This is a genomic window from Streptomyces sp. NPDC088350, from assembly GCF_044753545.1.
Lineage (GTDB): Bacteria > Actinomycetota > Actinomycetes > Streptomycetales > Streptomycetaceae > Streptomyces.
In genome coordinates, this window is the sequence record NZ_JBIVNL010000020.1 from 21,235 (window position 1) to 44,519 (window position 23,285).

The window sequence follows — 23,285 nt, forward strand, 5'->3', positions numbered from 1 at the left end:
GCGGCAGCGCTCGTTGCTTCCTGTGCAAATTGTCGTGCTGGTCTCGGCGACTCTGCTGGAGGTCCTGACCAACTTCACCGCGAACGCGGTGCAGTCGCCGGTCGTCCGGCTGATCAGCCGGATCGCGCCACTGGCGGTGGTGGTCCTGATCGGTGTGGTGATCGCCGGGCAGGTGGTCGTCCAGAAGCGCTCGAACCCCGCTGCTCCGCGACCTGCCTGGGACAGCGACCGCACCCCTTACCCGGGACTGGCCGCCTTCGACCGCGGCGACGCGGCGGTGTTCTTCGGCAGGGAGGACGAGATCGCCGGGATCATCCGGCGGCTGCACCTGTCCGCGCAGCAGCCCTCGGAACGGTTCCTCTGTCTGACCGGCACCTCGGGCAGCGGCAAGAGTTCGCTGGTGCACGCGGGCGTGCTGCCCCGGCTGCTGGAGTCCAGGTGGCGGCTGCTGCCGGTGATCGTGCCCGGCGCCGACCCCCTGCGGCACCTGGAGGAGGCGCTGGCGGCCAGGCCCCGCGGCGCAGCGGCGGCCAGAGCCGGGCGCACGCTGCTGGTGGTCGACCAGCTGGAGGAACTGGTGACCGCCTCGCCGCCGGAGCGGCGCGAGCGCTTCCTGGGAGGGCTGGCCGAGGCACTGCGGGAGGACCGCCGGCTGTGGGTGGTGGCCACTCTGCGGGTGGAGTTCCTGCCGGAGTTCCTGGCATCGGCGCAGCAGGAGCTGTTCACCGCCCCCACCGCCCTCGGCACGATGAGCACCGCCGAGCTGGTGGCCGCCGTGGAGCAGCCCGCCCGGCTGGCCGGTGGCGCGTTCGAGCCGGGACTGGTCGCGCGGATCGTGGAGGACACCGGCACCGCCGACGCGCTGCCGCTCCTCGCCTATCTGCTGCGGGAGCTCTACCTCTCGGTCGGCGACTCCAAGATCGCCACCAAGGAGAGCTACCTGGCCCTCGGCGGCGTCACCGGCGCCCTCGCCCGTCAGGCCGACGAGGTCTTCGCCACGGTCGTCGACGAGCACGGCGCGGACACCGTGCTGACCGCGCTTCTGCTGTTGGTGGGGATGGAGGCGGGTGAACCGGTCAAGCGCCGGGTGCCTACGGCGGAACTCTCGCCCACCGAGCGGGAGATCCTGCGGCCCTTCGACGCGGCACGGCTCCTGGTGGTCACCAGAGTCGACGACGTACCCGCGGTCCAGGTCGCACACGAGGCGCTGTTCCGGCAGTGGCCGCCGCTGCAGCAGCAGGTGACGGTCCGGGCCGAACTGCTCAAGAGCCGCAGCGAGTTGGAACGCTGGGCCGCGGACTGGCAGGCCTCGGGACGCAGCCCCGACTACCTGCTCACCGGGGAGCGGCTGGCGGTGGCCGGGCGCTGGCTGGCCGGTCTGGAGACCGCGGACGGTGCGACGGTGGCGGTGCGGGAGCTGGTCGTGGCCTCGCGCAGCCGGGACCGGGACTTCCTGCTGCGGGTTTCGGAGTCGATCGGCCAGTACGTCCTGGCCAATGCCGAGCGCGAACCCGAGTTCGGCACCCTGCTGGCCGCGACCGTCCTCACCGAGTGCCCGCCCACTTCTACGGCGGTGCGCGCGCTGATGACCGCGCTGGCCCACAACCACACCCGGGCGGTGCTGGCCGGCCACCGGGCCGGGGTGCGCGCGATATCCTGGTCCCCGGACGGCGCCTGGCTGGCGACCGGCTCGCTCGACGGCACCGTACGCCTGTGGGACGTCGTCACCGGGGCGGCGGGCGCGGTTCTGGAAGGGCACGGCGACGGCGTCGTCGCGGTGCACTGGTCGCCGGACGCGCGGCTGCTGGCGACCGGTTCGCGGGACCGTACGGCCCGGGTCTGGGACCCGGCCACCGGCCGGACCGTCGCCGTGCTCGACGCGGCCACCGACACGGTGCGGGACGTCGCCTTCTCGCCCGACGGCGAGCTGCTGGCGACCTGTTCCAGGGACCGGCGCATCCGGATCTTCGCCACCGCCGGGTGGGCGCAGGTCGCCGAACCGGCCGGGCACAGCGACGAGATATACCAGCTGGCATGGTCTCCGGACGGGACTCGGCTGCTCTCCGCCGCCTACGACCGCAGCTACATCCTGTGGCTGCGGGAGAACTGGCAGCCGCAGCGGGTCGGGGACCGGCCCTCGGGCCATGCCACGCCGTTCGGCTGGACCGTGGACGGGACCTTCCTGGTCTCCGGAGAGGAGTGGGTCAAGGTGATCGACGCCGCCACCGGCCAGGAGCGGCGGGTCTTTCCCGAGCGCAGCGAACTGATCGTCAGCCTGCGCTGCTCACCGACGGGCGACAGTTTCGCGCTGTCCTCACGCGGGCCCGAGGTCAGGATCCGCATGCTCGACCACGGCGACGAGCGGGCCAGACTCTGCGGTCATGCCACCCGGGTGGAGTCGGTGGCCTGGTCCCCGACCGGAGAGCAACTGGCAGCCGGAGCGGAGGACGGCGCCGCCCGGATCTGGTCGGTCGACGTCCCCGGCGCGGAGCTGTACGCCACGGCCCGGCATCCTGGCCTGGTCACCGGCCTGGACCTGAGCCCGGACGGGGCGTTGATCGCCTCCGGGGCCGCCGACGGTGTGGTGCGGATCTGGCGTGCGCACGACGGCAGCCCGGTGGCCACCCTTGCCGGGCACGGCACCGTAGTCACCGACCTGCGCTGGCACCCGCACGGTGGAGCGCTGGTGAGCTGCGCGGACGACGGCACGGTCCGGATCTGGAAGCCCGCCGCCGGCACGTGGGCCGGAGCGGAAGGGGGGACGGAGAGGATCTTCACCACCGAGGAGACCGTCGAGGCACTGGCCTGGTCACCGGACGGCGGGCGACTGGCTCTCGCCGGGCGGGACCAGCGGGTCACCGTGCTCGACGCCGGGTCCGGGCAGGTGCTCGGCCGGTACGGTGAGCACTCTCAATGGGTCTGCGCCGTGGCCTGGTCACCCCGCGCCGGTCTGCTGGCGACCGGCTCGGACGACCACACGGCGCAGCTGTGGGACGTCGCCTCGGCCACGCTCCGGCACCGGCTGATCGGGCATCAGAGCTGGGTCGACGCGGTCACGTTCGCCCCGGACGGCGCACGACTGGCGACGAGCTCGGCCGATCTCACGGTACGGCTGTGGGACGTCGCCACCGGGAGGCAGGTCGGCGAGCTGCGCGGCCACGAGGCACGCATCCGCGCCGTCGCCTTCGCCCCCGACGGACAGCTGCTGGCCACCGCCTCCGACGACCGCACGGTGCGGCTGTGGGACGCACGCACCGGGCAGGAGCGTCGGGTGATCGGCATCCACCGGGACCGGGTCCAGCGGCTGGCCTGGTTCCCCGACGGCAGCCGGGTGGCCACCGCCTCCGAGGACCGGACCGTACGCGTCTGGGGTGCCGAAGGAGATCTCGACGCCCTGCTGGCGACCGCCAGGGAACGCATCTTTCGCACGCTCACGCCGAACGAGCGCCGGACCCATCTGCTCCCCGAGTAGCCGGCCGGCGCACAGGCCGGCCGGCCGCGGCAGCCAACCCGGGGACCGCCATGCGGAGGGAGACGGCGTCGGTTCGGGTACTGATGAGCTCGCGTATGCAACTCTGGTCGGCGGGGGATGACGCAGACCGGCCGTCATCCCCATCCTGGGAGGCAAGGGAAAATTCCCGGGGGCCGACGACGCGGAATATCGAGTCCGGGCCTATGACTATGTGTCAGGGGTTTCGGAGATCGGATCCCTCTCATGGACACGATCTGCTTATTCGTAGATGCCTTTGGGGGCTTCCCCTGAGCCGTGGCCACCGTTTGCTGTGCGGCAGCGGTCAGCGTAGCCGTTCGCTGTTCGAAGGCGATCGGGCTGACCTGGCCGATGGCTGAATGCCTTCTCCTGGTGTTGTAGCGGGTAATCCAGCGGAAGACTGCGAGGCGGGCTTCACGGACTCCTGACCAGCGTTTGCGGCCTTGCAGGGTCTCCCGTTTCAGGGTCGCGTTGAAGCTCTCCGCGGCGGCGTTCATCGTGTTGGCAGCGGTGACCTGTGGGCCCGCTGGATCGCATCCCACCTTCTGGAACTGCTCGACGACCTGGCTGCCAGCAGCCTCTACACTCTGCTCCCTGTCTGCTCCTTGACGGAACGCCCCCGCCGTCGCCCGTACCTTCGCCCTGTCCGATCCGGCCGTGCTAACCCTGTGGCCACCCCAGCGCAAGCTCCTTCATCTCGAACACGGCAACCCGCTCGACCCAGCCACCAGCCGCAGCCACATCAGTGTGCCTACTAGTGCAGGCAAGACCCTCATGGCGCAGCTCGTGGTCTGCTCCCATCTTGCGCGCTCACCGGGCCGGGTCATCTACGTATCTCCACTGCGCAGCCTTGGCCGTGAGATGCGCCAAGCCCTCCGCGCCCGACTGCGCCTGCTCGGGCGCCGCCTGGCCGCTGAACAGCCCGACTTCCCCGCGGCCGACCGCGATACCGACATCGCCGCAGACCTGGAGATCCTCACCCCGAACGTCTGATGCATGCTCTGCGCCACGACCCCGTGCAGACCCTGCAGGACGTAGGTCTGATCGTCATCGACGAGGCTCACCAGATGGCGCAGGACCGTCGCGGCTTTCTCCTGGAAGGCATGCTCGCTTCCTGCCAGGTTCACCCGGCAGCTCCGCGCATGGTCCTCCTGTCCGCTGCGATTGGAAACCGCGCGGCCGTGGCTACCTGGCCAGCACCTGATCTGGCAGAGGGCCACGTGGTTTTCAGTGATGAGCCTGCGGCCCACCGCTACCGCGCGGCCCACCGAACTCGTCACAGGTCCGCTCGGGACACGCAGCTTCGACGAGGGGAACCCGCCGAAGTGGAACCGGGAGACGAGGCTGAGCGGGACCGCGGACTACAGCCTGTTCGCCGTCGGCGCCGCATATCTCACCGGTGCCGGCAGCGTCTTCATGATCGTCGGAATACGCAGGGACGCACGCAACACTGCCGTGGCCATCGCCGAGCACCTGCCTGAGCGACCCCAGGCCGCTCAGATCACCGCCTACCTCGCCGATACAGTCGGCCCTGAACACCCCCTGGTCTCCTGCGCCAACAAGGCGTCGCCTACCACCACGCCGACCTGCCTGACGACGTCCTGTACGCCATAGGGGAGGCCCTGCGCGCCGACCAGATCCGCGCCATCGCCAGCACCAGCACGCTCACCGACGGCGTCGATCTCCCCGTACGCACCGTCATCGTTCACAGCAAGGTCGGCGAGGACTTTCTGGCCGATGCCGGCCAACGGCGTATGTCATCGGCTCAACTCCTCAACGCGGTGGGCCGGGCCGGACGCGTGGAGCGCGAGAGCGAGGGCTGGATCCTGCCGCCCCGGTCGCGGAAACCCACCAACAACGACTTCGATCTCGTGACGCCCGGCGACGACTATCTGGACGTCACCTCAGCCTTGGTGGACGAGAGTGCACTGACCCAACTTGCTGAAGCCGAAGACCTCCTGCGAGAGAGCGCTGACGCGATCTTCGCGTAGCGGACGAACCATTGTGGGCCGTGCACCGCCTCCTCGCCATGCAGCAGCTTGACCCGGAGATCCGCGAACGCTGGCTGAACCTGGCCAACCACGTCGCCGACCAGTACCGAACCGCCGACCCAACCACGCGCCGGTGGTGGACCACGACCGGTACCAGCCCGGGCACCGCCCGCACCCTGGACCACCTGGCTGAGACCCTCGCCGGCGAACTTCTCGCCCAGGCCGATCCTCTCGAACGCGAAACCAATGAGCACTGTGCATCGTGAAGTTGCTGGTCACGGGTCTGGTGTGCGCGGGGTTCGGGATGCTCGTGTTGGTCGTGGGTGGATGACTTCGGTGAAGATCGTCGGTCACCGGGACACTTCGCGGTTCGTGAGGACGAGCAGGGTCCTGACCAGGGCGGTCGCCCAGGTCGGGTCGGTGCGGACTCTGCCGAGCACGCGCCAGTTTTCGAGGTGGGCGAAGCCGTGCTCCACCGGTGCCCGGGCCGCTGCCAGTGCGGTGTTCGACAGCTTCTGTCCTCGTGTCAGGGGCCGGTTCCGTGCGGCCTGTAACCGGTGATCACTGCGGGGCCGGTGTCGGGGCCGCTGTCGTCGAGCCCGACGAAGCCCAGGTCGGCGATCGTCCCGAGACCGGCCGCCCGCAGCTTGGCGGTGAGCTGGTCGTGTCGGCAGGCGGTGATCTCCGAGGTCCGTCCGGGCCGGGCCGCCGAGGCCCGGAGCAGCCGGCCGCGATCGTCGGTGAGCGCGATCACGAGCAGGCCATGGCATGTGCTCTTGCCGGAGTAGTTCTTCCGGTTCTCTTTGCCGGAGCGCCGGCGGGTGCGGATCAGCGTGCCGTCCAGCAGCACCATCCCGCCACCCTTGCGGGCGATCTTTTTGAGGGCGCGGTCCAGGCGCGGGGCGCGGGCGGCCAGCAGGCCGACGACTTCCCTGACCCACCGGGTCACAGTGGTGCGGTGTATCCCGTTGCCGCCGGCCAGATCGCCCGGCCGCTGGTCACAGGGCAGTACGGCCCGCACGAGGGAGGCGATCCGTTCCGGAGGCAGGGCCCGCCACCGTGACCTGATCTTCTTCAGGTGGTCGCGGATCAGGCCGGCGAGCCAGTTCAGGGTGGCACTCGACAGCGGCAGGCGGGCAATGCAGACAAGGCTGTCAGGGCCATCGACGGGGTGGTTGTTTTTCTTCACACCAAACTCAACTGCTGCCGGGGGCCCGCCAGTTACGCTCCGTCGGCGCCCGCCTCCCTAGGCCTGGGAGCGTGTGGTGAACCTGCCGTCAGGACGCTTGTGCAGTCGGCCGCGGTCGGCGAGCTTGGTCATCTTCGCCGCAACGGTTCCAGCTTCCCGCGCACCGTCACCTCAAGGCCTGGTTCCTCGCCGACGGCCCTGACCTGCACCGGGCCGTCGGCAGCCCGTACGATCGCCAGGATCTTGCGGTAGTCAGCGGGCAGCGCGGCCTCATCGCCCGTCCCGCCGCGGTGCGGGATCAGCAAAACCGCCCGTCCCGCCACCCGGGCCGCTGTCGGGGCCGCGGCCCGGGTGGCCTCCGTCACAGCCTGGTCCTGTTCGGCCAGCCGGTGCAGGACCCGCTCGGCGATCACCAACTCCTCCCGCTCGGCCTGGACCTCCGCCAGTTGCTTGGCCAACTCCTCGGCGAGCGTGTCCAGTTCATTCCGGCGAGCCGTGATCCGCGCCAGCTCCGGCATCCCCGCGCTCTCCCGGCACCGGCCCGGTGAGGGATCGTAGGAGGGGCACGGCGGTCGGCGCAGCAGAACCCGACAACGGCCCTGGGGACAGGTCGGACGATCTTCGCCATGGACACCCGCCGACGATCAGCGCGAGTACCCCGCCCGCCCCGCACACCAGGCCCGTGACCTGTGTACTTCATGTCTGCACAGGTCTCAGTGGGAATGGGGCAGTCTTCGCCCGGATGCCGACCCGCGGCGTGCGTGGTGGTAGGTCTTCGATCAGCGGTCGATGGCGGCCATGTTGTCCGCGTCGTAGCGCTCGCCGGAGGCCGGGGGCAGGTCGTTCAGGCGGGCGACGTGGCCGGCGGTGAGCTCGATGTGGTCGGCGGCGGCGTTCTCCTCCAGCCGGGCGATTCGCTTGGTTCCGGGGATGGGCGCGATGTCGTCACCCTGGGCGAGCAGCCAGGCCAAGGCGACCTGCGCGGGCGTGGTGTCGATCTCGGCGGCTACGGCCCGGACCTCGTCGACGATTCGCAGGTTGCGTTCCAGGTTGCCGTCGGCGAAGCGGTGGTTGGTGCGGCGCCAGTCGTCGGCGTCAAGATCGTTCAGGGAGCGGATGTTGCCGGTCAGGAAGCCGCGGCCAAGCGGGGAGTACGGCACGAAGCCGATGCCCAGTTCGCGCAGGACGGGCAGGATTTCGGCCTCCGGGTCGCGGGTCCACAGGGAGTATTCGGACTGGACCGCGGTGACCGGATGCACGGCGTGAGCGCGGCGGATCGTGGCAGGGCCGGCCTCGGACAGGCCGATGTGGCGGATCTTGCCTTCGGTCACCAGTTCGGCCAGTGCGCCGACGGTCTCTTCGATGGGCGTGCCGGGGTCCACCCGGTGCTGGTAGTAGAGGTCGATGTAGTCGGTGCCCAGGCGCTCCAGTGATCCCTCCACGGCCAGGCGGATGTTGGCCGGGGTGCTGTCGGGAGCCGAGCCGCCGGTGTGGGAGATCAGTCCGAACTTGGTGGCCAGCACGACCTCGTCCCGGTGCCCTTGCACGGCCCGGCCGACCAGCTCCTCGTTGATGAAGGGGCCGTATCCCTCAGCGGTGTCGATATGGGTGACCCCGAGGTCCAGAGCGCGGTGGATCGTGCGGATCGACTCGTCGTCGAACTGGCCGGCGCCGGTGTAGAACGCCGACATTCCCATGGCTCCGAGACCGATGCGCGAGACCTTCAGGCTGCCGAGCGAAATGGTTTTCATGGCGCGGACTTCCCTTCCCATTGTTTGGTACCGATCGGTGCAGAACAATAGCACATCAAGACCGATCGGTACCGAACCGCGTTCGCCGCCTTGCGGGAACGAAACTGCTGGTCAGCTGGGATCTGTACCGAGTGGTACACTTATGGCATGGGTGACTCGCCTAAGGCCGTCATGGGTCGGCCCCGAGGATTCGACATCGACCAGGCGCTGGAACGGGCGATGCGGGTGTTCTGGGCGCGTGGTTACGAAGGTGCAAGCCTCGCCGAGCTGACCGGCGCCATGGGGATCACCAAGACGAGCATGTACGCGGCCTTCGGCAACAAGGAACAGTTGTTCCGCAAGGCCCTCCAGCGCTACGGCGCGGGGCCGGCCGCCTACGCCACGCGCGCCCTGGAGGAGCCCACCGCACGGGCTGTGGCCTTGGCGTTCCTCCGCGGAGCGGTCTGCACCACGACCCCTCCCGATGGCCCCTCCGGGTGCCTGACCGTGCAGGGTGCGCTGGCGTCGAGCGACGAGAGCCGGGCCGTCCACGACCTGCTTGTCGACTGGCGCAACGACGCGGGGGTCCGCCTCGAGGAGCGCTTCCGGCGCGCCGTCAACGAGGGTGATCTGCCGCGCAACGCCGACCCTCGGCGTCTTGCCCGGTTCATCATGACAATGGGGTTCGGCATCGCGGTGCAGGCCGCCAACGGCCTCGGTCCTGCTGAGCTCGATGAGATCGTCGACACGGCGCTGCTCGGCTGGCCTGCATAGCGGCTGCACCCCTTAGCTCGCCCCGGTGGGACATCCTCCGCGCATGGGGGCCGTGACGGTGCGGCAAAACTTCGGTACCGTTCGGGACAGAAGTTTCGGACAGTGGTTCCTCCCCCTGCCGACGATCACCGCGACGATGCCGTCAAGGGCCGTCGCGAAACACCGCGCATGACCTCCGCTCCGGGGGCCGAAGAAGGAGATCATGTCCGACACCGACCTGCGTGAGTTCTACCTGCGCTACATCGGGGCGCTCAACGCCCACGAGATCTACCGCATGGACGAGTTCATCAACGACGAGACCACCCTGAACGGCGAGCCGGGCACTCGGGACCAGGTCATCGCTGTGCTGAACGGCGACATCGGCGCGGTGCCGGACTTCCGCTGGGAGCCCCGGGAGATCGCGGTCGATGGTGATCGTCTGGCTGCCCGTCTTACCAACACGGGCACGCCCGCCAAGGAGTGGCTCGGCGTGGCTCCCACCGGCGCCTCGTTCGAGATCGTCGAGTACGCCATCTATCAGGTTCGTGACGGGCGGTTCGTGCACATGACGGCCCTGCACGACGCCGAGACCCTGAGGCGGCAGCTCGGTGCCTGACCCCCGTAAGCCGATCGGCGTAGGCATCGTCGGCCTGAGCGCCACGGGAGGCTGGGCGGCCGGGGCTCACCTGCCCGCGCTGAGCGCCGTCGACGGGATCGAGCTTCGCGCGCTGGCGGCGAGCTCCGCAGCCTCGGCCCAGGCCGCGGGAGCGGCGTATGGCGTACCCGCGTACACGTCGGTCGAGCAGCTCGCCGGCGACGAGAACGTCGACCTCGTGGTTGTCGCCGTCAAAGTGCCCCAGCATCGCGAACTCGTGTTGCCCGTGCTGAAGGCGGGAGTGCCGGTGCTCTCGGAGTGGCCGCTCGCCGTCGACCTGCGCGAGGCCGAGGAGATGGAGCGTGCCGCCGGGACGACGCGCACCTTCGTCGGTCTTCAGGGACGCTCCTCGCCTACCTTCCGCTGGCTGGCCGACCTCGTGTCCGAAGGATTCGTGGGGGAAGTGCTCTCCGCCACCGTCGTGGCGTCTTCGACCGAATGGGGCACTCCGGTGTCTCCGACCATGGTCTACACGCTCGACCGCAAGCTCGGGGCCACGATGCTGACCATCGCGTTCGGACACGCGATCGATCTGGTGTCGATGGTCGTCGGCGAGCTTCAGGAAGTGGTCGCCACGACCGCGACCCGGCGCCGCCAGGTTCCCCTCGGGCGCACCGGGCAGGTCGTTCCGATGACCGCCGAGGACCAGATCGCTATCTCGGGCACCGTGGCGGGCGGGGCGATCCTGTCCGTCCACCACCGTGGAGGCGCGGCATCGGGTGCAGGGTTCTCTCTGATCATCGACGGCACGGAGGGGCGACTTGAGATCACCGCCGCCGAGTTCCCGCACATCGGTCCGGTCACGGTGCGTGGCACACGCAGCGGCGGTCGGCCTACGAAGGTCACGCTGCCCAGCGGCTACGACGACTATCCCGGCCTGGCCGGAACAGTGATCCACACGCTGGTGCACGCCTACGCCGCGATTCGGGACGACCTCGTCCACGGAACGGCTGTCGCCCCGGACTTCACCCACGCCGTCAAGCGCCACCGACTCCTTGACGCGATCGTACGGTCCGCCGCCACAGGCCAACGAAAAGCCCTCCATCCTTAGGCCCGCAGCCAGTCGATTCGACACTGTCCGACATGGTGTAGCTCTTCTGTAGGGACCTGGTGGGGCGGTGCGGAGTGGACAGCCAGCCCCGGTGTAGCTGCAACCAGTGGTCGAGAGCGGCGAAGTCCTCGTCCGTGATGCCTTGTCGGGGATCGACGCGATGCAGAAGGACCTGGCCTGCGTGTTGTGCCTCCATCCAGGTCCGGTCGGCGGCCGTGATCTCGTCGTCGACCCAGGCGAAGGGGCGCCCGGCCGCCCAGTGGTGGAGGTCACGGGTCTTCCAGTGAAGCCCGTCCTTCTCGTCTTCGTCGGACGGCTCGGGCCAGATCACTACGGGCAGCTCCGGCAGGCCCAGCCACGGTGCGATGCATTCGTTCGCGTCGGACATCCACGTGGTGGCCCACACCAGCTGGCACGGCAGCGCCATCAGCCGGGGCCCATGCGCCGGATCGATCCTGGTGATCAGCGGATTCGCGTCGGCTGCCTGCGCCTGGCGCCCGGCCTGGTAGGTCGGGTATCCGTTCGGAAGCTGTTGCTGTGTTGCCCCGAAGGGAATGAGCGGACCGTCGACATCGAGAAAGAGAAGGGGCAGCGTAGAACCGATCACGACTGCACGGTAACGGTGTTCGGGCTGACGCGACAGCGGTCCGCGTCGGGCCCTCCGGGCAGGTTGATTCCCCTTCGGGAGGACGGTGAGGGCGGCGATGGGCTCGTTGATCGAAGAGCTCCACCGGCGGGAAGCGGCGGCCCGCGCGCAGGTACAGGCACTCCGCGAACAGATTGACGAGTTCGCCGAGAGGCTCGCGGCAGCCGAGGAAGCAGAAGCGGGGCCGGTGGCCTCCCGGCCCGGGGATCAAGGGCCGCACCATGGTCGACGGCGGCTGCCCGATGGCCCGCGACCACAGCCCCTGCCCCGACCGGCCCCTGAGCGTCCGGCTGACCATCACCAGCGGCGACGGCGGACGGACGGTCACCAAGACGACCAGCGACGCAGACGGCCACTTCCGCCTCCCGCTGCCGCCAGGCACGTACACCATCCGCCCGGCCAATCTCACCGGCGCCGTCGTCCCGATCGCCCAGCCGGTGTCCGTCACCGTCAGGAGCGGAAGGTGCACCGCGGTCACCCTCCGCTTCGACTCGGGCATCCGCTGAAACCTGAGACGTGGAGCCGCCCCGGCAGGACGTGCCGGGGCGGCTGTTGCGTTCATGGTCTGTCGGTCAGGGACTGTCCTCGCCGCCCCCGGTGCCGCCGTTGGCCAGCCATTGCGCGTAGGCGATCGCGGCCAGGCGGGCGGAGAAGGCGTTGTCACGTGCGGTGGCGGTCGTGGCGGTGGCGGTGCCTGCCGCTGCGGTAAGAGCCGAAGTCGGCGTGTACATCGCCTCGTTGAAGACCGACCCGCTGGGGGCCGAGGCCACGGCGAAGACGGGGTGTGCGGTTCCGCCGGAGAAGGAGGTGGAGATGTAGTCGCCGACCATGGTGCCCTGCGTGGTGCTCGCCAGCCAGGAGTGGGTCATCGGACCGGCGAGCTGGGTCGGTGCCGTCCAGGTGCTGCCGGCGTTGGTCGAGGAGACGTAGCCGACGTCCAACTGGCAGGTCGCGGCGGTGCAGTTGGCTGTCGGGTGGTAGTAGTACGCCAGCGCCAGGTGCGCGGTGGTGCCCGAGGTGGCCGGGTCGACGGCGAGGCCGGGGATGAAGTGGTCGACGGTGCTGGTGGTCGCGTCGATGGGGATGCGGGTCACTGCCGACCAGGTGGTGCCGTTTGTGGTCGTGGACATCACGATGTCGTTGGAGGTGCAGGAGCCCCCGCCGGCGCGGAAGCGGCAGTCCTGCCAGACGACGTACGCCTTGCCGGCGGCGTCGATCTCGGCGGAGGGGAGCGGGCCGCTGCGCAGGCTGCCGTGCACGGTGAAGGTGCTGACGGTGGCGACGGTGGTGGTCGAGGTCCAGGTACTGCCGCCGTTGGTGGACCGGAAGGAGAGGATCGACGTCTCGGAGGCGTTGGAGGCCGGGACGATCACCGTGCCGTTGGGCTGGACGACGGGCTGGCCGCCCAGGCCGGTGGCGTTGTTGCCGGTGTTCTTCGAGGCGCCCCAGGTGAGACCGCCGTCGCTCGACGTGGTCATCTTCAGGCGGTCGCCGTCGCCGTTGTTGTCGTACTCGGTGTAGCAGTTGCCGTAGAAGGCGCTCGTGGCGGTGTTGTCGCAGACGATCCAGTTCTTGTCGAGGCTGGAGCCGGTCGCGGTGATGACCGGGTTGCTCCAGGTCAGTCCGCCGTCGGTGGAGCGGCTGGTGAAGACCTCGGGGACGGTGACGGACGAGGTGATGGGGATGGTGGAGATCAGCCAGGCGTTGTGCTTGGCGTCGTAGGCCACCGAGGGGTCGCTGACCCGCTGGAAGGTGCCGCCCGCCTGGGTGGTGATGCCCGGGAGGAAGCCCTTGGTCCAGGTGGTGCCGCCGTCGGTGGAGGTGGAGAAGCCGATGTTGGAGGAGCCGCCGTCGTTGAACCGGCCGACCTGGAAGGCGGAGACGATCGTGGAGCCGTAGGAGAAGGTGTCCGGCTCGACCTCGGTGGCGTGCTGGCTGGTGGAGTTGGTGTAGGGGTCGGTGCTGATCTGGGTGAGGGCGGGCGCGGCAGTGGCGGTGGTCGTCGACAGGGCCAGCGCGCCGGCCGCGAGGGCCGCCGTCACCAGGCCGGGTCTCGCCATACGGCGGAGCAGGGATGCCAGGGACATGATCCGTTCCCTTTCGAAGAAGGGGCACGTCCGGCATCGGTATGTCGCGCGCGTCGCGAAGTGGGGTCGGGAGTATGCCTCGTACACGTCCGCGCCGTGAGGGCGGGCGGAGCCCGGCCGAACTGAACATCGTGCAGGACGTGCTGAAGGACGCCGCCACTCTGCTGCGCAAGCATGACCATGTCAACATGTTCCGGCTCAACACCGCCCGAATCAGAAGGAATTGACGTCACCTTGACCCTCGGACACCTCGACGGGCCGCCTTGCCGCACCACGCTCTCCGACTGAGCCGGCGGGATGCCAGGTGCCATTGACGAATGTGTCATGAATCCTGCTGGCCTATTCCGCGTGGGAGCTCGCTGGGCAGGCCGGTGGCGGCCCGTCCAGCACTTCTGGTCGATGGTCGAGCCGGTTGCCCACGTTCAGCGGGGTGCGTGAGCCGGTTCTGGGCGAGGAGGACGGCGAGAGCGCCTGCCACGGTGGCGGCGCGGGTGAGGGCGGTGGCGTAGGTGGCGCCGCCCATGCGAGCGAGCTTGCCTGCGGCGGCACCGGCCAGCGGTGCGACGACGATGATGAGTGCGGTGGTGAGAAGGACGACGGCGACCGTCACGGCAGACTCCCTGTACACGATGGGATGTTGACGTGGTCCAAGGCCGCGGAAACCGTGTTCGCCGTGGTTCGCCGGGACGACGATGGACATCGGTGAACACATCGGGGCCGGGGGCGAGCACGTGCACGACGAGCAGAACGGCGGCAGTCCGCCACTCACCGAACTGCGCAGGAGGCTGACTGGCGGGTGGGCGCGGGCCGGGCTGAGCCAGAAGCAGCTCGCCGCCCAGGCGAAGCTGGGGCGCACCACTGTGTCGGAGGCGCTTTCACCCAAAGGGCCTGTGCCCTCCGCAGCGACGGTGGCGACGCCGGCCCGAACGTGGTGAGGATCCGTCGGTCCGGCAGAGCGCCGACGCCGTGGGGATGAAAAGCACGGCGTCGGTCGCGAAGCACGTACCTGTCGGCTGGTGTGCTGAGCATGCGGTTCCGCTGGGGACTCGATGCTGGGCTGGACATCTGCCGCGCAACCTTCACCCGCATGGGCAACCTCGGTGTACGACTCACACGGTTTCGGACGCGCCACATTCGGAGCCCTGCTCCAGGAGCCCGTGTGTGCGGGCCCCAGGGCATTGATGAGGATGAGGCTCAGAGGCAACTGAGAAGTCCCTGTGAAAAAGTGCCGAGGCTTCCGCAGCGTCCACCGCCCGGTCATCCCCCCATGGAGAAAGCCCTCATGAGCCTCACTGTCGTCAATGGACTGCCCGCGCACGTCCTGTTCGTGCACTTCGTCATTGTGCTCGTGCCCTTGAGCGCCCTGGCACTCGTGGTGTGCGCGGCCTGGCCCGCAGGTGCCCGGCGGCTCGGCCTGCTGCTGCCGATCCTCGCGCTCGTGACGCTGGCGAGCGTGCCGGTGGCCACCCATGCGGGGGAGTGGCTGGAACAGCACGTCGGCAGCGACCCGTTGGTGCGCAAGCACGCCGAACTTGGCGACGGTCTGCTCCCGTGGGCTCTGGGTCTCTTCGTGATCTCGGCCGTCGTCTGGTGGACGGCCCGCCGGTCGGCCCCCGCCGCGGACGGCGCGGCGGGGGCTTCGTGGTCGCCCTCGGTACTGGTTCGGGGCGCGATCGTGGTTGTTTCCCTCTCGGTCGCGGTCGGTGCCGTGGTGGACGTCTACCGGATCGGCGACTCGGGCGCCAAGGCCGCCTGGGAGGACAACTACTCCAAGACGGCCACGCAGAACGGCGGCTGACGGGACGCGGCCGGCGTTGGGGCCGGGCGCCTGCGGACCGGCATCGCGAGTCCTTGTCGCGTACGTCTCTGCTCGGGCCGAACGGTCCCCGACGTGCCCGCGGGATACCTGAGAAGTTCAGCTGATCCCGGCGGGAGGGATGCTCCCCTCCGTGGTGGACTCGGCGTGATGCCCCGAGGCGGTGGCATGGGCGTCCCGGGCGTGTTGGGTGTGGTCCGCACGGAGGCTGGCGATCAAACGGTCAGCGATGCTGTCGGCGACCAAGGGGGTCCGGTCTCGGTGATCACGATGGGACCGGTTGGCCCCTCCTGTGACCGAGTGGCCCCTTTCTGACGTGGTGGGCCCTGCACGTGAATGGGACGGAGAGCGCGGCCCGTACGGCACATGCCACGAGCCGCGACACACCAGCAGCGTGTGCGGCCCGGGCCGAGAAGGAACGTCTTCGACGGCCGGAGCGTGCCGAGCTGCCAGTTCCCGGAGGCGGTGGGTGCAGTGGTCCATGAGCATGTCGTACGTGATCCCGTGGCGGAACGTGACGGGACCGGGTCACGGCCTGCCGACCCGTTGGAGCCGCTGACCCTGCTGTTGCAGCATCTGCGCAGTTCGGCCGAAGGACTGGCGGAGCGGGAGGCGGCGCGCAGGCTGCAGGTCTACGGGCAGAACGAACTGGTCCGCCGTGGCGGGACCCGGTGGCCTGCCGAGCTCGCACGGCAGTTCACCCATCCGTTGGCCCTGGTCCTAGCGGTGGCCGCGGTACTGGCGTGGGTCAGCGGGAGCCCGACCCTGGCGGTGGCGATCACGGCGGTGATCGTGCTCAACGCGGCGTTCGCGTTCTTCCAGGAGGTACAGGCGGAGCGGGCCGTGGAGGAATTGGCGGCCTTTCTCCCCTCCCACGCCCGGGTGTTGCGGGACGGCCGCCCTCAGCAGGTGGAGGCCGTCGCTCTGGTCCCGGGTGATGTGATGGTCGTGGCCGAGGGCGACAGCATCTGCGCCGACGCCCGGCTGCTCAGCGGTGCGGTGCAGGTCGACATCTCCACCCTCACCGGTGAGTCCGAGCCGGTCACCCGCTCCGCCGAGACCATGGACACCGACGTTCCCGTGCTCCAAGCACGTGACGTCCTGTTCAGCGGGACGGTGTGCACCGGTGGTGAGGCCCTCGCGGTGGTCACCGCGACGGGGATGCACACGGAACTGGGCCGCATCGCCACCCTCACCGCGCGCGTGACACGTGAGGACAGCCCGCTGGAACACCAGGTGAAACGGGTCGCCTGGCTGATCGCCGCGGTCGCCGTCGGTGTGGGGGTCGGCTTCCTGCCGCTGGGCCTGCTGGCCGGACTGGGCTGGAGTGCGGCGATCAGCTTCGCGATCGGCCTGCTGGTGGCCAACGTGCCCGAGGGACTGCTGCCCACGATCACCCTGGCCTTGGCCGTGGGCGTACGGGAGTTGGCCGGGCGCGGCGCCGTCGTCAAACGTCTCAGCGCCGTGGAGACACTCGGCTCGACGACGGTGATCTGCACCGACAAGACCGGAACCCTCACCGAGAACCACATGCGCGTCACCTCCCTGTGGACGTCCGAGGGCTCCGCGGACCCGCGGGTGCCGACGCCGCAGACCGACCTCGTCGTGCGATCCGCCGCGGCCTGCACCAACGCCGAACTGCCCGGGAGCGCCACGGCCGAGGCGAAGGGGGATCCCACCGAACTCGCCCTGCTGGAGCTGGCCGCCGCCCTCGGCCGTCCGGTCACCCCCGACCAACGCACCCTGGGGCGCCGGACCTTGTTCCCCTTCGACTCACGGATCAAGCTCATGACCACCGTGGACGAGCAGCAGGACGGGGACGGCGGCACTGTCCTCGCGGTGCACACCAAGGGCGCGCCCGAAGAGGTGCTCCCCAGGTGCACCCACCTCCAACATCCCAGCGGCGCAAGCTCGTTGACGGACAGCGACCGTGCCGCGGTGACCTCGGCCATGAACGACTACGCGGACGCCGGACTGCGCGTCCTTGCCGTCGCCGTCCGCCAATTGCCCACCGGGGTACCGGTTCCCGACCGGCGGGAGGAAGCCGAACTCGGCCTGTGCCTGCTCGGCCTGGTCGCCATGACCGACCCTCCCCGCCCCCAGGTGGAGGCCGCGATCGCGCGCGCCCACCAGGCCGGCATCCGCGTGCACGTCGTCACCGGCGACTATGGCGCGACCGCCGCGGCGATCGCCCGCAAGGTCGGCATCGGCGACGACAAGCCGCACGTCGTCACCGGCCCCGAACTCGACCGGCTCTCCGAACGAGAACTGGATCAACTTCTGGCCTCGGAAGGCGAAGTGGTCTTCGCGCGGAGCACACCGGAAGCCAAGCTCCGTATCGCCGACGCGCTGCGCGCCGAGGGGCAGGTAGTCGCCATGACCGGGGACGGTGTCAACGACGCCCCCGCGCTGCGCAGGGCCGACATCGGGATCGCCATGGGCCGCTCCGGCACCGATGTCGCGCGGGAAGCCTCCACGATGGTGCTCACCGACGACGACTTCACCACCATCGTCTCGGCCATCGAGGCCGGCCGCCGTATCTACGACAACGTCCGCAAGTTCATCGTCTACATCTTCGCGCACGCCGTCCCGGAAGTCCTTCCCTTCCTGGTCTTCGCGCTGTCCGGCGGGGCGATCCCGCTCCCGCTGACCGTCATGCAGATCCTCGCGATCGACTTGGGGACCGACACCCTGCCCGCGCTCGCCCTGAGCCGGGAACCCGCCGAACCCGGCGCCATGCAACGGCCCCCGCGCCCCCGCTCCCAGAACGTCATCACCCGGTCCATGCTCGCCCGGGCCTGGGGCTTCCTCGGACTGATCTCCGGGCTGCTGGTCATGGCGGCCTTCCTCATCGTCCTGCTGCACGCGGGCTGGCACCCGGGCGACGACGTCGGTGCGGGCAGCGCTCTCCATCACGCCTACCGGCAGGCCACCACCATCACCTGGGTCGGGATCGTCGCCTGCCAGCTCGGCACGGCCATGGCGGTGCGCACCGAACACGCCTCGCTGCGCAGCGTCGGCCTGTTCACCAACAAACCGCTCCTGGCAGCCCTCGGCTTCGCCATGGTCTTCGCCGTGGCCGGGGTGTACATCCCTGTCGCCCACACCGTGCTGGGCACCGAAGCGTTGTCCGCCGGTCAGTGGGCCCTCGTCGCACCGTTCCCCTTCATCGTCTGGGGAGCCGACGAACTACGCCGCTGGTGCCGGCGCCGTCTTGAAGCCGTGCTTGTCAGCTCGGTTACCGGTCCTGAGCGCCGGCAGTCCGGCTCAGTGGCCGGAGTTGTTGCCGGTCGTGATCTTTCGTAGGCCGTAGAGGGCGGCCCCGAGGGCGAGGACGGCGGTGCCGGAGACGACGGTGCTCGCGGGGAGGGCGAAAGCGAGGGCCGCGCAGCCGGCCAGGCCGACGACGGGGACGAGGCGGTTCGGTCGACCTTCTTCCTCGGTGAGGGTCCAGGCCGAGGCGTTGGTGATGGCGTAGTAGGCCAGGACGCCGAAGGAGGAGAAACCGATCGCACCGCGCACGTCCGTGGTCGCGGCGAGGACCGTGACCACCGCGCCGACCGCGAGTTCGGCGCGGAGGGGAACACTGAAGCGAGGGTGGACGGAGGCCAGGGCGTGCGGCAGGTGCCGGTCCCGGGCCATGGCGAGGGTGGTGCGGGAGACGCCGAGGAGCAGTGCGAGCAGGGAGCCGAGCGCGGCGACGGCGCCGCCGATACGGACGGCCGGCACCAGCCGGTCGGCGCCCGCGGCACGCGCGGCGTCCGACAGCGGGGCGGTGGCGTTCGCCAGACCGCGCGGACCGAGCAGAGTCAGGGTGGCGACGGCGACGAGGGCGTAGACGGCGAGAGTGATCCCGAGCGCGAGCGGAATCGCGCGCGGGATGGTGCGGACCGGGTCACGGACCTCCTCGCCGAGGGTGGCGATGCGGGCGTAGCCGGCGAAGGCGAAGAAGAGCAGGCCCGCGGCCCGGAGCAGTCCGCCGACGGTGGTGTCCGAGCCGATGCCCAGCCGCGCGGTGTCCGCGTGGGCGGTGGCCAGGGCGGCGATGACCACGGCGGCGAGCACGGCCAGGACCACGGCGACGATGACGCGGGTGAGGAGGGCGGACTTCTGCACCCCGGTGCAGTTCACCACGGTCAGCGTCACTACGGCGGCCACGGCCACCGCGTGGGTCTGGCCGGGCCAGAGGTAGGCGCCGACGGTGAGGGCCATGGCCGCGCAGGAGGCCGTCTTGCCGACGACGAACGCCCAGCTGGCCAGGTAGCCCCAGAAGTCGCCCAGGCGTTCGCGGCCGTAGACGTAGGTGCCGCCGGACTGCGGGTAGAGGGCGGCCAGCCGTGCCGAGGACGTCGCGTTGCAGTAGGCCACGACGGCGGCCAGGGCCAGAGCGAGCAGTAGTCCGGAACCGGCTGCCTCGGCCGCCGGGCCGAGGGCCGCGAAGATCCCCGCACCGATCATCGACCCCAGGCCGATCACCACGGCGTCGGACAGATCCAGACGCCGTTTCATCCCGCCCGTGCCTGCTGGGGCGCTCTTCGCGTTCATCGTGCACTCCTCCTCGTACTCGGCGCACGGTAGCCGAGGAGGAGAGGGCTGCCGCCGGAGCGTTGGTGCGGGCGGTGGCGGTGCCCGGATTCGTTTTTCAACGGCTGGCGTCAGCGGGGCGGCAGTTCATCGTGCCTTGCTGTGCGGTGCCGTGTGTCAGCTCGTCTTGCGGCCCCAGCTCGGTCCCACGAGCTTCCACTCGGTGCCCCAGGAGTCGATACGGCGCTGGTCCAGCCGATACCGTGCGACGGCCCCGGCGCCCAATGCCAGACCGGCGAGGGCGAGCGCGGCGATCAGGCCCAGGAAGGCGGATTCGAGAGTCGCCTCGGTCCGGCTCGGCGGTTCGATGGTGAGATTGCCCGCGGCGTCCATCCAGACCACAACCTTGGATCCGGCTTTCTCCCCTGTCTCCACCAGCGTGTTGCCCGTACGACGGGTGCCGTCGGCGGTCGTCCAGCGGATCTTCGCCCGGATCTGGTCGCGGGCCCCGCCGGCAGCCGAGGCGGAGGGCGGGGTGTCCGTGAGGAGGACCGCCCGCACGGAGTGCCGCTCGGCGCGCTGCGCGGCGAACACCTCGTCGCCGGCGTGGTACGTCACCAGGCCGGCGAGCGCGCCGCCCACCGCGACGACCGCCCACACGACGAGGACGATCCAGGTTTCGACGATGTCGTCGTGCCGGCGCAACGGATTGCTCCGCAAGCGCCACAGCCGCTTCTTCCCACGCCTGTTCCTGTTCATGAGTCCGCACCTCCTCGTCGTGGTCTTCATGACGAAGGTGTCAGCGAGGAATGCGGGGTCGCATGGGCCGAACAGGGCCTGGCAGGTGCCCGATCGGCACCGCGTCCCGGGCCTGGACGGTCCGTTCAGCCCGCGGTGGCGGAGGCGCCGCCGGACTCCGGCCCGGCGGCCAGGGCGGTCGACAGCCGCGCGTGGATCTCGAAGACGTCGCTGAGCCGGGCGTGGCGCACGATCCGCAGGAAACCCGTCTGGCCCGTGACGAGCCGGAGCCGTCCGCCCCGGGCCGCGGTCTGGTTCTGTGCCCGGCACAGGACACCCAGCCCGGCACAGTCGACGAACGACAGGGCGCGTAGGTCCAGTACGAGATCGGGGCAGGAGCCGGCGGTCAGCATGTCGAGGCGCGCCGACAGCCGCTGCCCCGTGAGGAGGTCGATCTCGCCGCGCAGTGCCATGACGGTCGTCCCGGCGATCACACGCTCCGTGGAGTGCAGTGCGGTGGCGGGGGTGTGGATCTCGGTCATGGTGCGAGCCAACCGGCCAGGTGGTCCCGCCCGGAAGGGCCGACCAGCCCCGTCCACCTGTTCGACCTGGGCCGTTCGGCCCAGCCCGTGGCTGCTCGGTCGCGACGACCCCGTTCGTCCGGCCGATGAGGGCCGACCGGCCCAAGCCAGGACCGACGGACCCGGACACGCTGGACACACGGGGGCAGTCGACCGAATGGGGAAGGAACGTCATGAAGGGCCTCGTCTTCCACGGCCCGGGACAGTCCTCATGGGATTCCGTCCCGGATCCCGGCATCAAGGACGCCACCGACGTGATCGTGCGCGTCGACGCCGTCACCATCTGCGGAACCGACCTGCACATCCTCAAGGGCGACGTACCCGAGGTACGCCCCGGCACCGTCCTCGGCCACGAGGCCGTCGGCGAGGTCGTGGAAGCGGGCTCCGACGTGCGGACCGTACGGCCCGGGGACCGCGTCCTGGTCTCCTGCATCACCGCCTGCGGGCGCTGTGCCTACTGCCGCAAGGCCATGTACGGCCAGTGCCGCGACGGCGGAGGCTGGATCCTCGGCCACCTCATCGACGGCGCCCAGGCCGAGTACGTGCGTGTCCCGCACGCCGACCTCTCCGTCCACCTGCTGCCCAGCACGCTGGACGCCAAGGACGCCGTCCTGCTGGCGGACATCCTCCCCACCGGGTACGAGGTGGGCGTGCTCAACGGACAGGTGCGCCCCGGTGACACCGTCGCCGTCGTCGGAGCCGGTCCGGTCGGACTGGCGGCGATCGCCACGGCCCGGCTGTTCTCGCCCGAACGCGTCGTCGCCGTGGACCTGGCCGCCGCCCGGCTGGACGCGGCGAAGCGGTTCGGCGCCGACGCCGTGGTGGACGCCCGCGAAACCCCCGAGCAGCTCATCGCCGACCTCACCGACGGCATGGGGGCCGACGTCGTCATCGAGGCGGTCGGCGTACCCGAGACCTTCGAACTGTGCACCCGTATGGTGCGCCCCGGCGGCCACGTCGCCAACGTCGGCGTCCACGGCGAACCCGCGACCCTGCACCTCGAAGACCTGTGGATCAAGAACATCACCATCACCACCGGCCTGGTCGACACCCACTCCACCCCCACCCTGCTGCGCATGGCCGCCGCCGGCCGGCTGCCCACCGGCGCGCTGGTCACCCACACCTTCCCGCTGGACCACATGGAGGAGGCGTACGACGTCTTCGCCAAGGCGGCCGACACCGGCGCCCTCAAGGTCGTGCTCGGCGGGACCCGGCACGAGGAAGTCGCCGTCCAGGCGACAGGACGAAAGGACGTGACCAGCCATGCCTGACCCGTTCCCGCTGAACGTGACAGATGGTTCACCCGCGGGTGATCTCGGACGCCGGATCGCCGTACGGCGCACGGCACTTGACCTCTCCCGCGAGGAGACGGCCGTCCAGGCCGGCGTGGCGGCGAGCTACCTCCAGTACCTGGAGGAGTTTCCCGGTGCCGCTCCGGACCGGAGCGTTCTGCTCAGGCTCGCCGCGGCCCTGGACACCACCGTGACCGACCTCGCCGGAGGCGACAGCGATCTCACACCTGGCCAGGGCCGGGCGGGCTCCGCCCCCACGTTCACCGAACTGACCGTCCAGGAGTGCCGAGAACTGCTGTCGACACACGGGGTGGGCAGGGTCGCGATACCCACCGCCTCGGGACCCGTCATCGTCCCCGTCAACTACAGCGTGGTCGACGGTGCGATCGTGTACAGGACCGCGCCCGGTGCGATGCCGTCCCGGGCTGCGGGCTGCCAGGTGACCTTCGAGATCGACCGTATCGACGACGCGTTCGGCGAAGGCTGGAGCGTGCTGGCGCTCGGCCGGGCGCGGACCGTGACCGACGCCGACGACGTTCGGCGTCTGACGGAACAGGCGTTCAGCCAGCCGTGGGCCGGCGGCTCACGTGAGGAGTGGGTCCGTATCGACGCGCTGAGTCTCACTGGGCGTCGGATCACCACGCGCCAAGGGACGTTCTCCGAAGCGAGCGGGACCGATGGCACCTCACCTGCCGGCCCTGCGGTACCGAACACGTAGTGACACCCCCGGAAACGCAGACCC

At 70.1% G+C, this 23,285-nt stretch carries 22 protein-coding genes and 4 pseudogenes; 15 read left to right on the forward strand and 11 right to left on the reverse strand.

Features of this window, described 5'->3' with window-relative positions; translation table 11 throughout:
* The first annotated feature begins 22 nt into the window (after positions 1 to 22).
* A complete protein-coding gene (locus tag ACIQBL_RS44935; protein ID WP_401953999.1) occupies positions 23 to 3,472 on the forward strand; it encodes a WD40 repeat domain-containing protein in 3,450 nt (1,149 codons plus the stop codon).
* 311 nt (positions 3,473 to 3,783) lie between these two features.
* On the opposite strand, the pseudogene ACIQBL_RS44940 reads toward ACIQBL_RS44935, so the two are convergent.
* Positions 3,784 to 3,984: pseudogene (locus tag ACIQBL_RS44940) on the reverse strand (integrase core domain-containing protein); the annotation flags it as partial.
* 253 nt (positions 3,985 to 4,237) lie between these two features.
* On the opposite strand from ACIQBL_RS44940, the gene ACIQBL_RS44945 reads away from it, so the two are divergent.
* From ACIQBL_RS44945 to ACIQBL_RS44955, 3 genes and pseudogenes are all read left to right on the forward strand, one after another.
* Positions 4,238 to 4,483: a DEAD/DEAH box helicase gene (locus ACIQBL_RS44945; RefSeq protein ID WP_401954001.1), complete on the forward strand. Its 246-nt coding sequence runs from the start codon at positions 4,238 to 4,240 to the stop codon at positions 4,481 to 4,483.
* A pseudogene (locus ACIQBL_RS44950) lies at positions 4,483 to 4,599 on the forward strand (hypothetical protein); the annotation flags it as partial. The gene ACIQBL_RS44945 and the pseudogene ACIQBL_RS44950, both read left to right, overlap by 1 nt.
* A 124-nt stretch (positions 4,600 to 4,723) precedes the next feature.
* Positions 4,724 to 5,104: a hypothetical protein gene (locus tag ACIQBL_RS44955; protein WP_401954219.1), complete on the forward strand. Its 381-nt coding sequence runs from the start codon at positions 4,724 to 4,726 to the stop codon at positions 5,102 to 5,104.
* Here the strand turns inward: ACIQBL_RS44955 and ACIQBL_RS44960 are convergent.
* The gene (locus tag ACIQBL_RS44960; RefSeq protein WP_401954004.1) at positions 4,999 to 5,238 is read right to left on the reverse strand and encodes a hypothetical protein; all 240 of its coding nucleotides are present in this window, start codon (positions 5,236 to 5,238) and stop codon (positions 4,999 to 5,001) included. The two genes, ACIQBL_RS44955 and ACIQBL_RS44960, sit on opposite strands and share 106 nt — an antisense overlap.
* Positions 5,239 to 5,244: 6 nt before the next feature.
* Between ACIQBL_RS44960 and ACIQBL_RS44965 the strand changes: the two genes are divergently transcribed.
* The gene (locus tag ACIQBL_RS44965; RefSeq protein WP_401954006.1) at positions 5,245 to 5,481 is read left to right on the forward strand and encodes a hypothetical protein; all 237 of its coding nucleotides are present in this window, start codon (positions 5,245 to 5,247) and stop codon (positions 5,479 to 5,481) included.
* Between the two features lie 38 nt (positions 5,482 to 5,519).
* Positions 5,520 to 5,747: a hypothetical protein gene (locus ACIQBL_RS44970; protein WP_401954009.1), complete on the forward strand. Its 228-nt coding sequence runs from the start codon at positions 5,520 to 5,522 to the stop codon at positions 5,745 to 5,747.
* An 84-nt stretch (positions 5,748 to 5,831) separates the two neighbouring features.
* On the opposite strand, the pseudogene ACIQBL_RS44975 reads toward ACIQBL_RS44970, so the two are convergent.
* The 3 genes and pseudogenes from ACIQBL_RS44975 to ACIQBL_RS44985 form a co-directional block, all read right to left on the reverse strand.
* A pseudogene (locus tag ACIQBL_RS44975) lies at positions 5,832 to 6,670 on the reverse strand (transposase family protein).
* 128 nt (positions 6,671 to 6,798) lie between these two features.
* On the reverse strand, positions 6,799 to 7,188 hold the full coding sequence (locus tag ACIQBL_RS44980; protein WP_401954011.1) for a hypothetical protein: 390 nt from the start codon (positions 7,186 to 7,188) through the stop codon (positions 6,799 to 6,801).
* Between the two features lie 261 nt (positions 7,189 to 7,449).
* Positions 7,450 to 8,421 carry an aldo/keto reductase gene (locus ACIQBL_RS44985; protein ID WP_401954013.1) on the reverse strand — a complete coding sequence of 324 codons (972 nt, stop codon included), beginning with the start codon at positions 8,419 to 8,421 and terminating at the stop codon, positions 7,450 to 7,452.
* Between the two features lie 147 nt (positions 8,422 to 8,568).
* On the opposite strand from ACIQBL_RS44985, the gene ACIQBL_RS44990 reads away from it, so the two are divergent.
* The 3 genes from ACIQBL_RS44990 (at position 8,569) to ACIQBL_RS45000 (ending at position 10,859) form a co-directional block, all read left to right on the forward strand.
* Complete coding sequence (locus ACIQBL_RS44990) at positions 8,569 to 9,174, forward strand: TetR/AcrR family transcriptional regulator (protein ID WP_401954016.1); 606 nt, start codon at positions 8,569 to 8,571, stop codon at positions 9,172 to 9,174.
* Positions 9,175 to 9,376: 202 nt separating this feature from the next.
* Positions 9,377 to 9,769 carry an ester cyclase gene (locus ACIQBL_RS44995; protein WP_401954018.1) on the forward strand — a complete coding sequence of 131 codons (393 nt, stop codon included), beginning with the start codon at positions 9,377 to 9,379 and terminating at the stop codon, positions 9,767 to 9,769.
* Entirely contained in the window at positions 9,762 to 10,859 is a 1,098-nt protein-coding gene (locus ACIQBL_RS45000; RefSeq protein ID WP_401954021.1) for a Gfo/Idh/MocA family protein, read from the forward strand. The genes ACIQBL_RS44995 and ACIQBL_RS45000 overlap by 8 nt, the downstream gene beginning before the upstream one ends.
* Before the next feature lie 97 nt (positions 10,860 to 10,956).
* Here ACIQBL_RS45000 and ACIQBL_RS45005 read toward each other — a convergent pair.
* A pseudogene (locus ACIQBL_RS45005) lies at positions 10,957 to 11,466 on the reverse strand (HAD domain-containing protein); the annotation flags it as partial.
* 260 nt (positions 11,467 to 11,726) lie between these two features.
* On the opposite strand from ACIQBL_RS45005, the gene ACIQBL_RS45010 reads away from it, so the two are divergent.
* Positions 11,727 to 12,011: a carboxypeptidase-like regulatory domain-containing protein gene (locus ACIQBL_RS45010; protein ID WP_401954023.1), complete on the forward strand. Its 285-nt coding sequence runs from the start codon at positions 11,727 to 11,729 to the stop codon at positions 12,009 to 12,011.
* A gap of 66 nt (positions 12,012 to 12,077) precedes the next feature.
* Here the strand turns inward: ACIQBL_RS45010 and ACIQBL_RS45015 are convergent, their stop codons facing one another.
* A complete protein-coding gene (locus tag ACIQBL_RS45015) occupies positions 12,078 to 13,592 on the reverse strand; it encodes a sialidase family protein (protein ID WP_401954026.1) in 1,515 nt (504 codons plus the stop codon).
* A gap of 74 nt (positions 13,593 to 13,666) precedes the next feature.
* Here ACIQBL_RS45015 and ACIQBL_RS45020 point away from each other — a divergent pair, with 74 nt between their 5' ends.
* Positions 13,667 to 13,819 (forward strand): hypothetical protein, encoded by a 153-nt coding sequence (locus tag ACIQBL_RS45020; protein ID WP_401954029.1) that lies wholly within the window; start codon positions 13,667 to 13,669, stop codon positions 13,817 to 13,819.
* Positions 13,820 to 13,914: 95 nt separating this feature from the next.
* Here ACIQBL_RS45020 and ACIQBL_RS45025 read toward each other — a convergent pair whose 3' ends face one another.
* Entirely contained in the window at positions 13,915 to 14,220 is a 306-nt protein-coding gene (locus tag ACIQBL_RS45025; protein ID WP_401954031.1) for a hypothetical protein, read from the reverse strand.
* 654 nt (positions 14,221 to 14,874) lie between these two features.
* On the opposite strand from ACIQBL_RS45025, the gene ACIQBL_RS45030 reads away from it, so the two are divergent.
* Both ACIQBL_RS45030 and ACIQBL_RS45035 read left to right on the forward strand, forming a co-directional pair.
* The gene (locus tag ACIQBL_RS45030) at positions 14,875 to 15,390 is read left to right on the forward strand and encodes a DUF2231 domain-containing protein (RefSeq protein WP_401954034.1); all 516 of its coding nucleotides are present in this window, start codon (positions 14,875 to 14,877) and stop codon (positions 15,388 to 15,390) included.
* 522 nt (positions 15,391 to 15,912) lie between these two features.
* Positions 15,913 to 18,714, forward strand: coding sequence for a cation-translocating P-type ATPase (locus tag ACIQBL_RS45035; protein ID WP_401954036.1), 2,802 nt, complete (start codon positions 15,913 to 15,915; stop codon positions 18,712 to 18,714).
* On the opposite strand, the gene ACIQBL_RS45040 is transcribed toward ACIQBL_RS45035, so the two are convergent.
* The 3 genes from ACIQBL_RS45040 to ACIQBL_RS45050 form a co-directional block, all read right to left on the reverse strand.
* On the reverse strand, positions 18,676 to 19,953 hold the full coding sequence (locus tag ACIQBL_RS45040) for an APC family permease (RefSeq protein WP_401954039.1): 1,278 nt from the start codon (positions 19,951 to 19,953) through the stop codon (positions 18,676 to 18,678). The genes ACIQBL_RS45035 and ACIQBL_RS45040 overlap by 39 nt on opposite strands.
* Positions 19,954 to 20,109: 156 nt before the next feature.
* A complete protein-coding gene (locus tag ACIQBL_RS45045) occupies positions 20,110 to 20,691 on the reverse strand; it encodes a hypothetical protein (protein WP_401954042.1) in 582 nt (193 codons plus the stop codon).
* Positions 20,692 to 20,816: 125 nt separating this feature from the next.
* Complete coding sequence (locus ACIQBL_RS45050) at positions 20,817 to 21,212, reverse strand: STAS domain-containing protein (protein ID WP_401954045.1); 396 nt, start codon at positions 21,210 to 21,212, stop codon at positions 20,817 to 20,819.
* 212 nt (positions 21,213 to 21,424) lie between these two features.
* Here ACIQBL_RS45050 and ACIQBL_RS45055 point away from each other — a divergent pair, with 212 nt between their 5' ends.
* Together ACIQBL_RS45055 and ACIQBL_RS45060 are read left to right on the forward strand one after the other, a co-directional pair.
* The gene (locus ACIQBL_RS45055; RefSeq protein WP_401954047.1) at positions 21,425 to 22,522 is read left to right on the forward strand and encodes a zinc-dependent alcohol dehydrogenase family protein; all 1,098 of its coding nucleotides are present in this window, start codon (positions 21,425 to 21,427) and stop codon (positions 22,520 to 22,522) included.
* Positions 22,515 to 23,261 carry a helix-turn-helix domain-containing protein gene (locus ACIQBL_RS45060; RefSeq protein WP_401954050.1) on the forward strand — a complete coding sequence of 249 codons (747 nt, stop codon included), beginning with the start codon at positions 22,515 to 22,517 and terminating at the stop codon, positions 23,259 to 23,261. The genes ACIQBL_RS45055 and ACIQBL_RS45060 overlap by 8 nt, the downstream gene beginning before the upstream one ends.
* Positions 23,262 to 23,285: the final 24 nt, after the last annotated feature.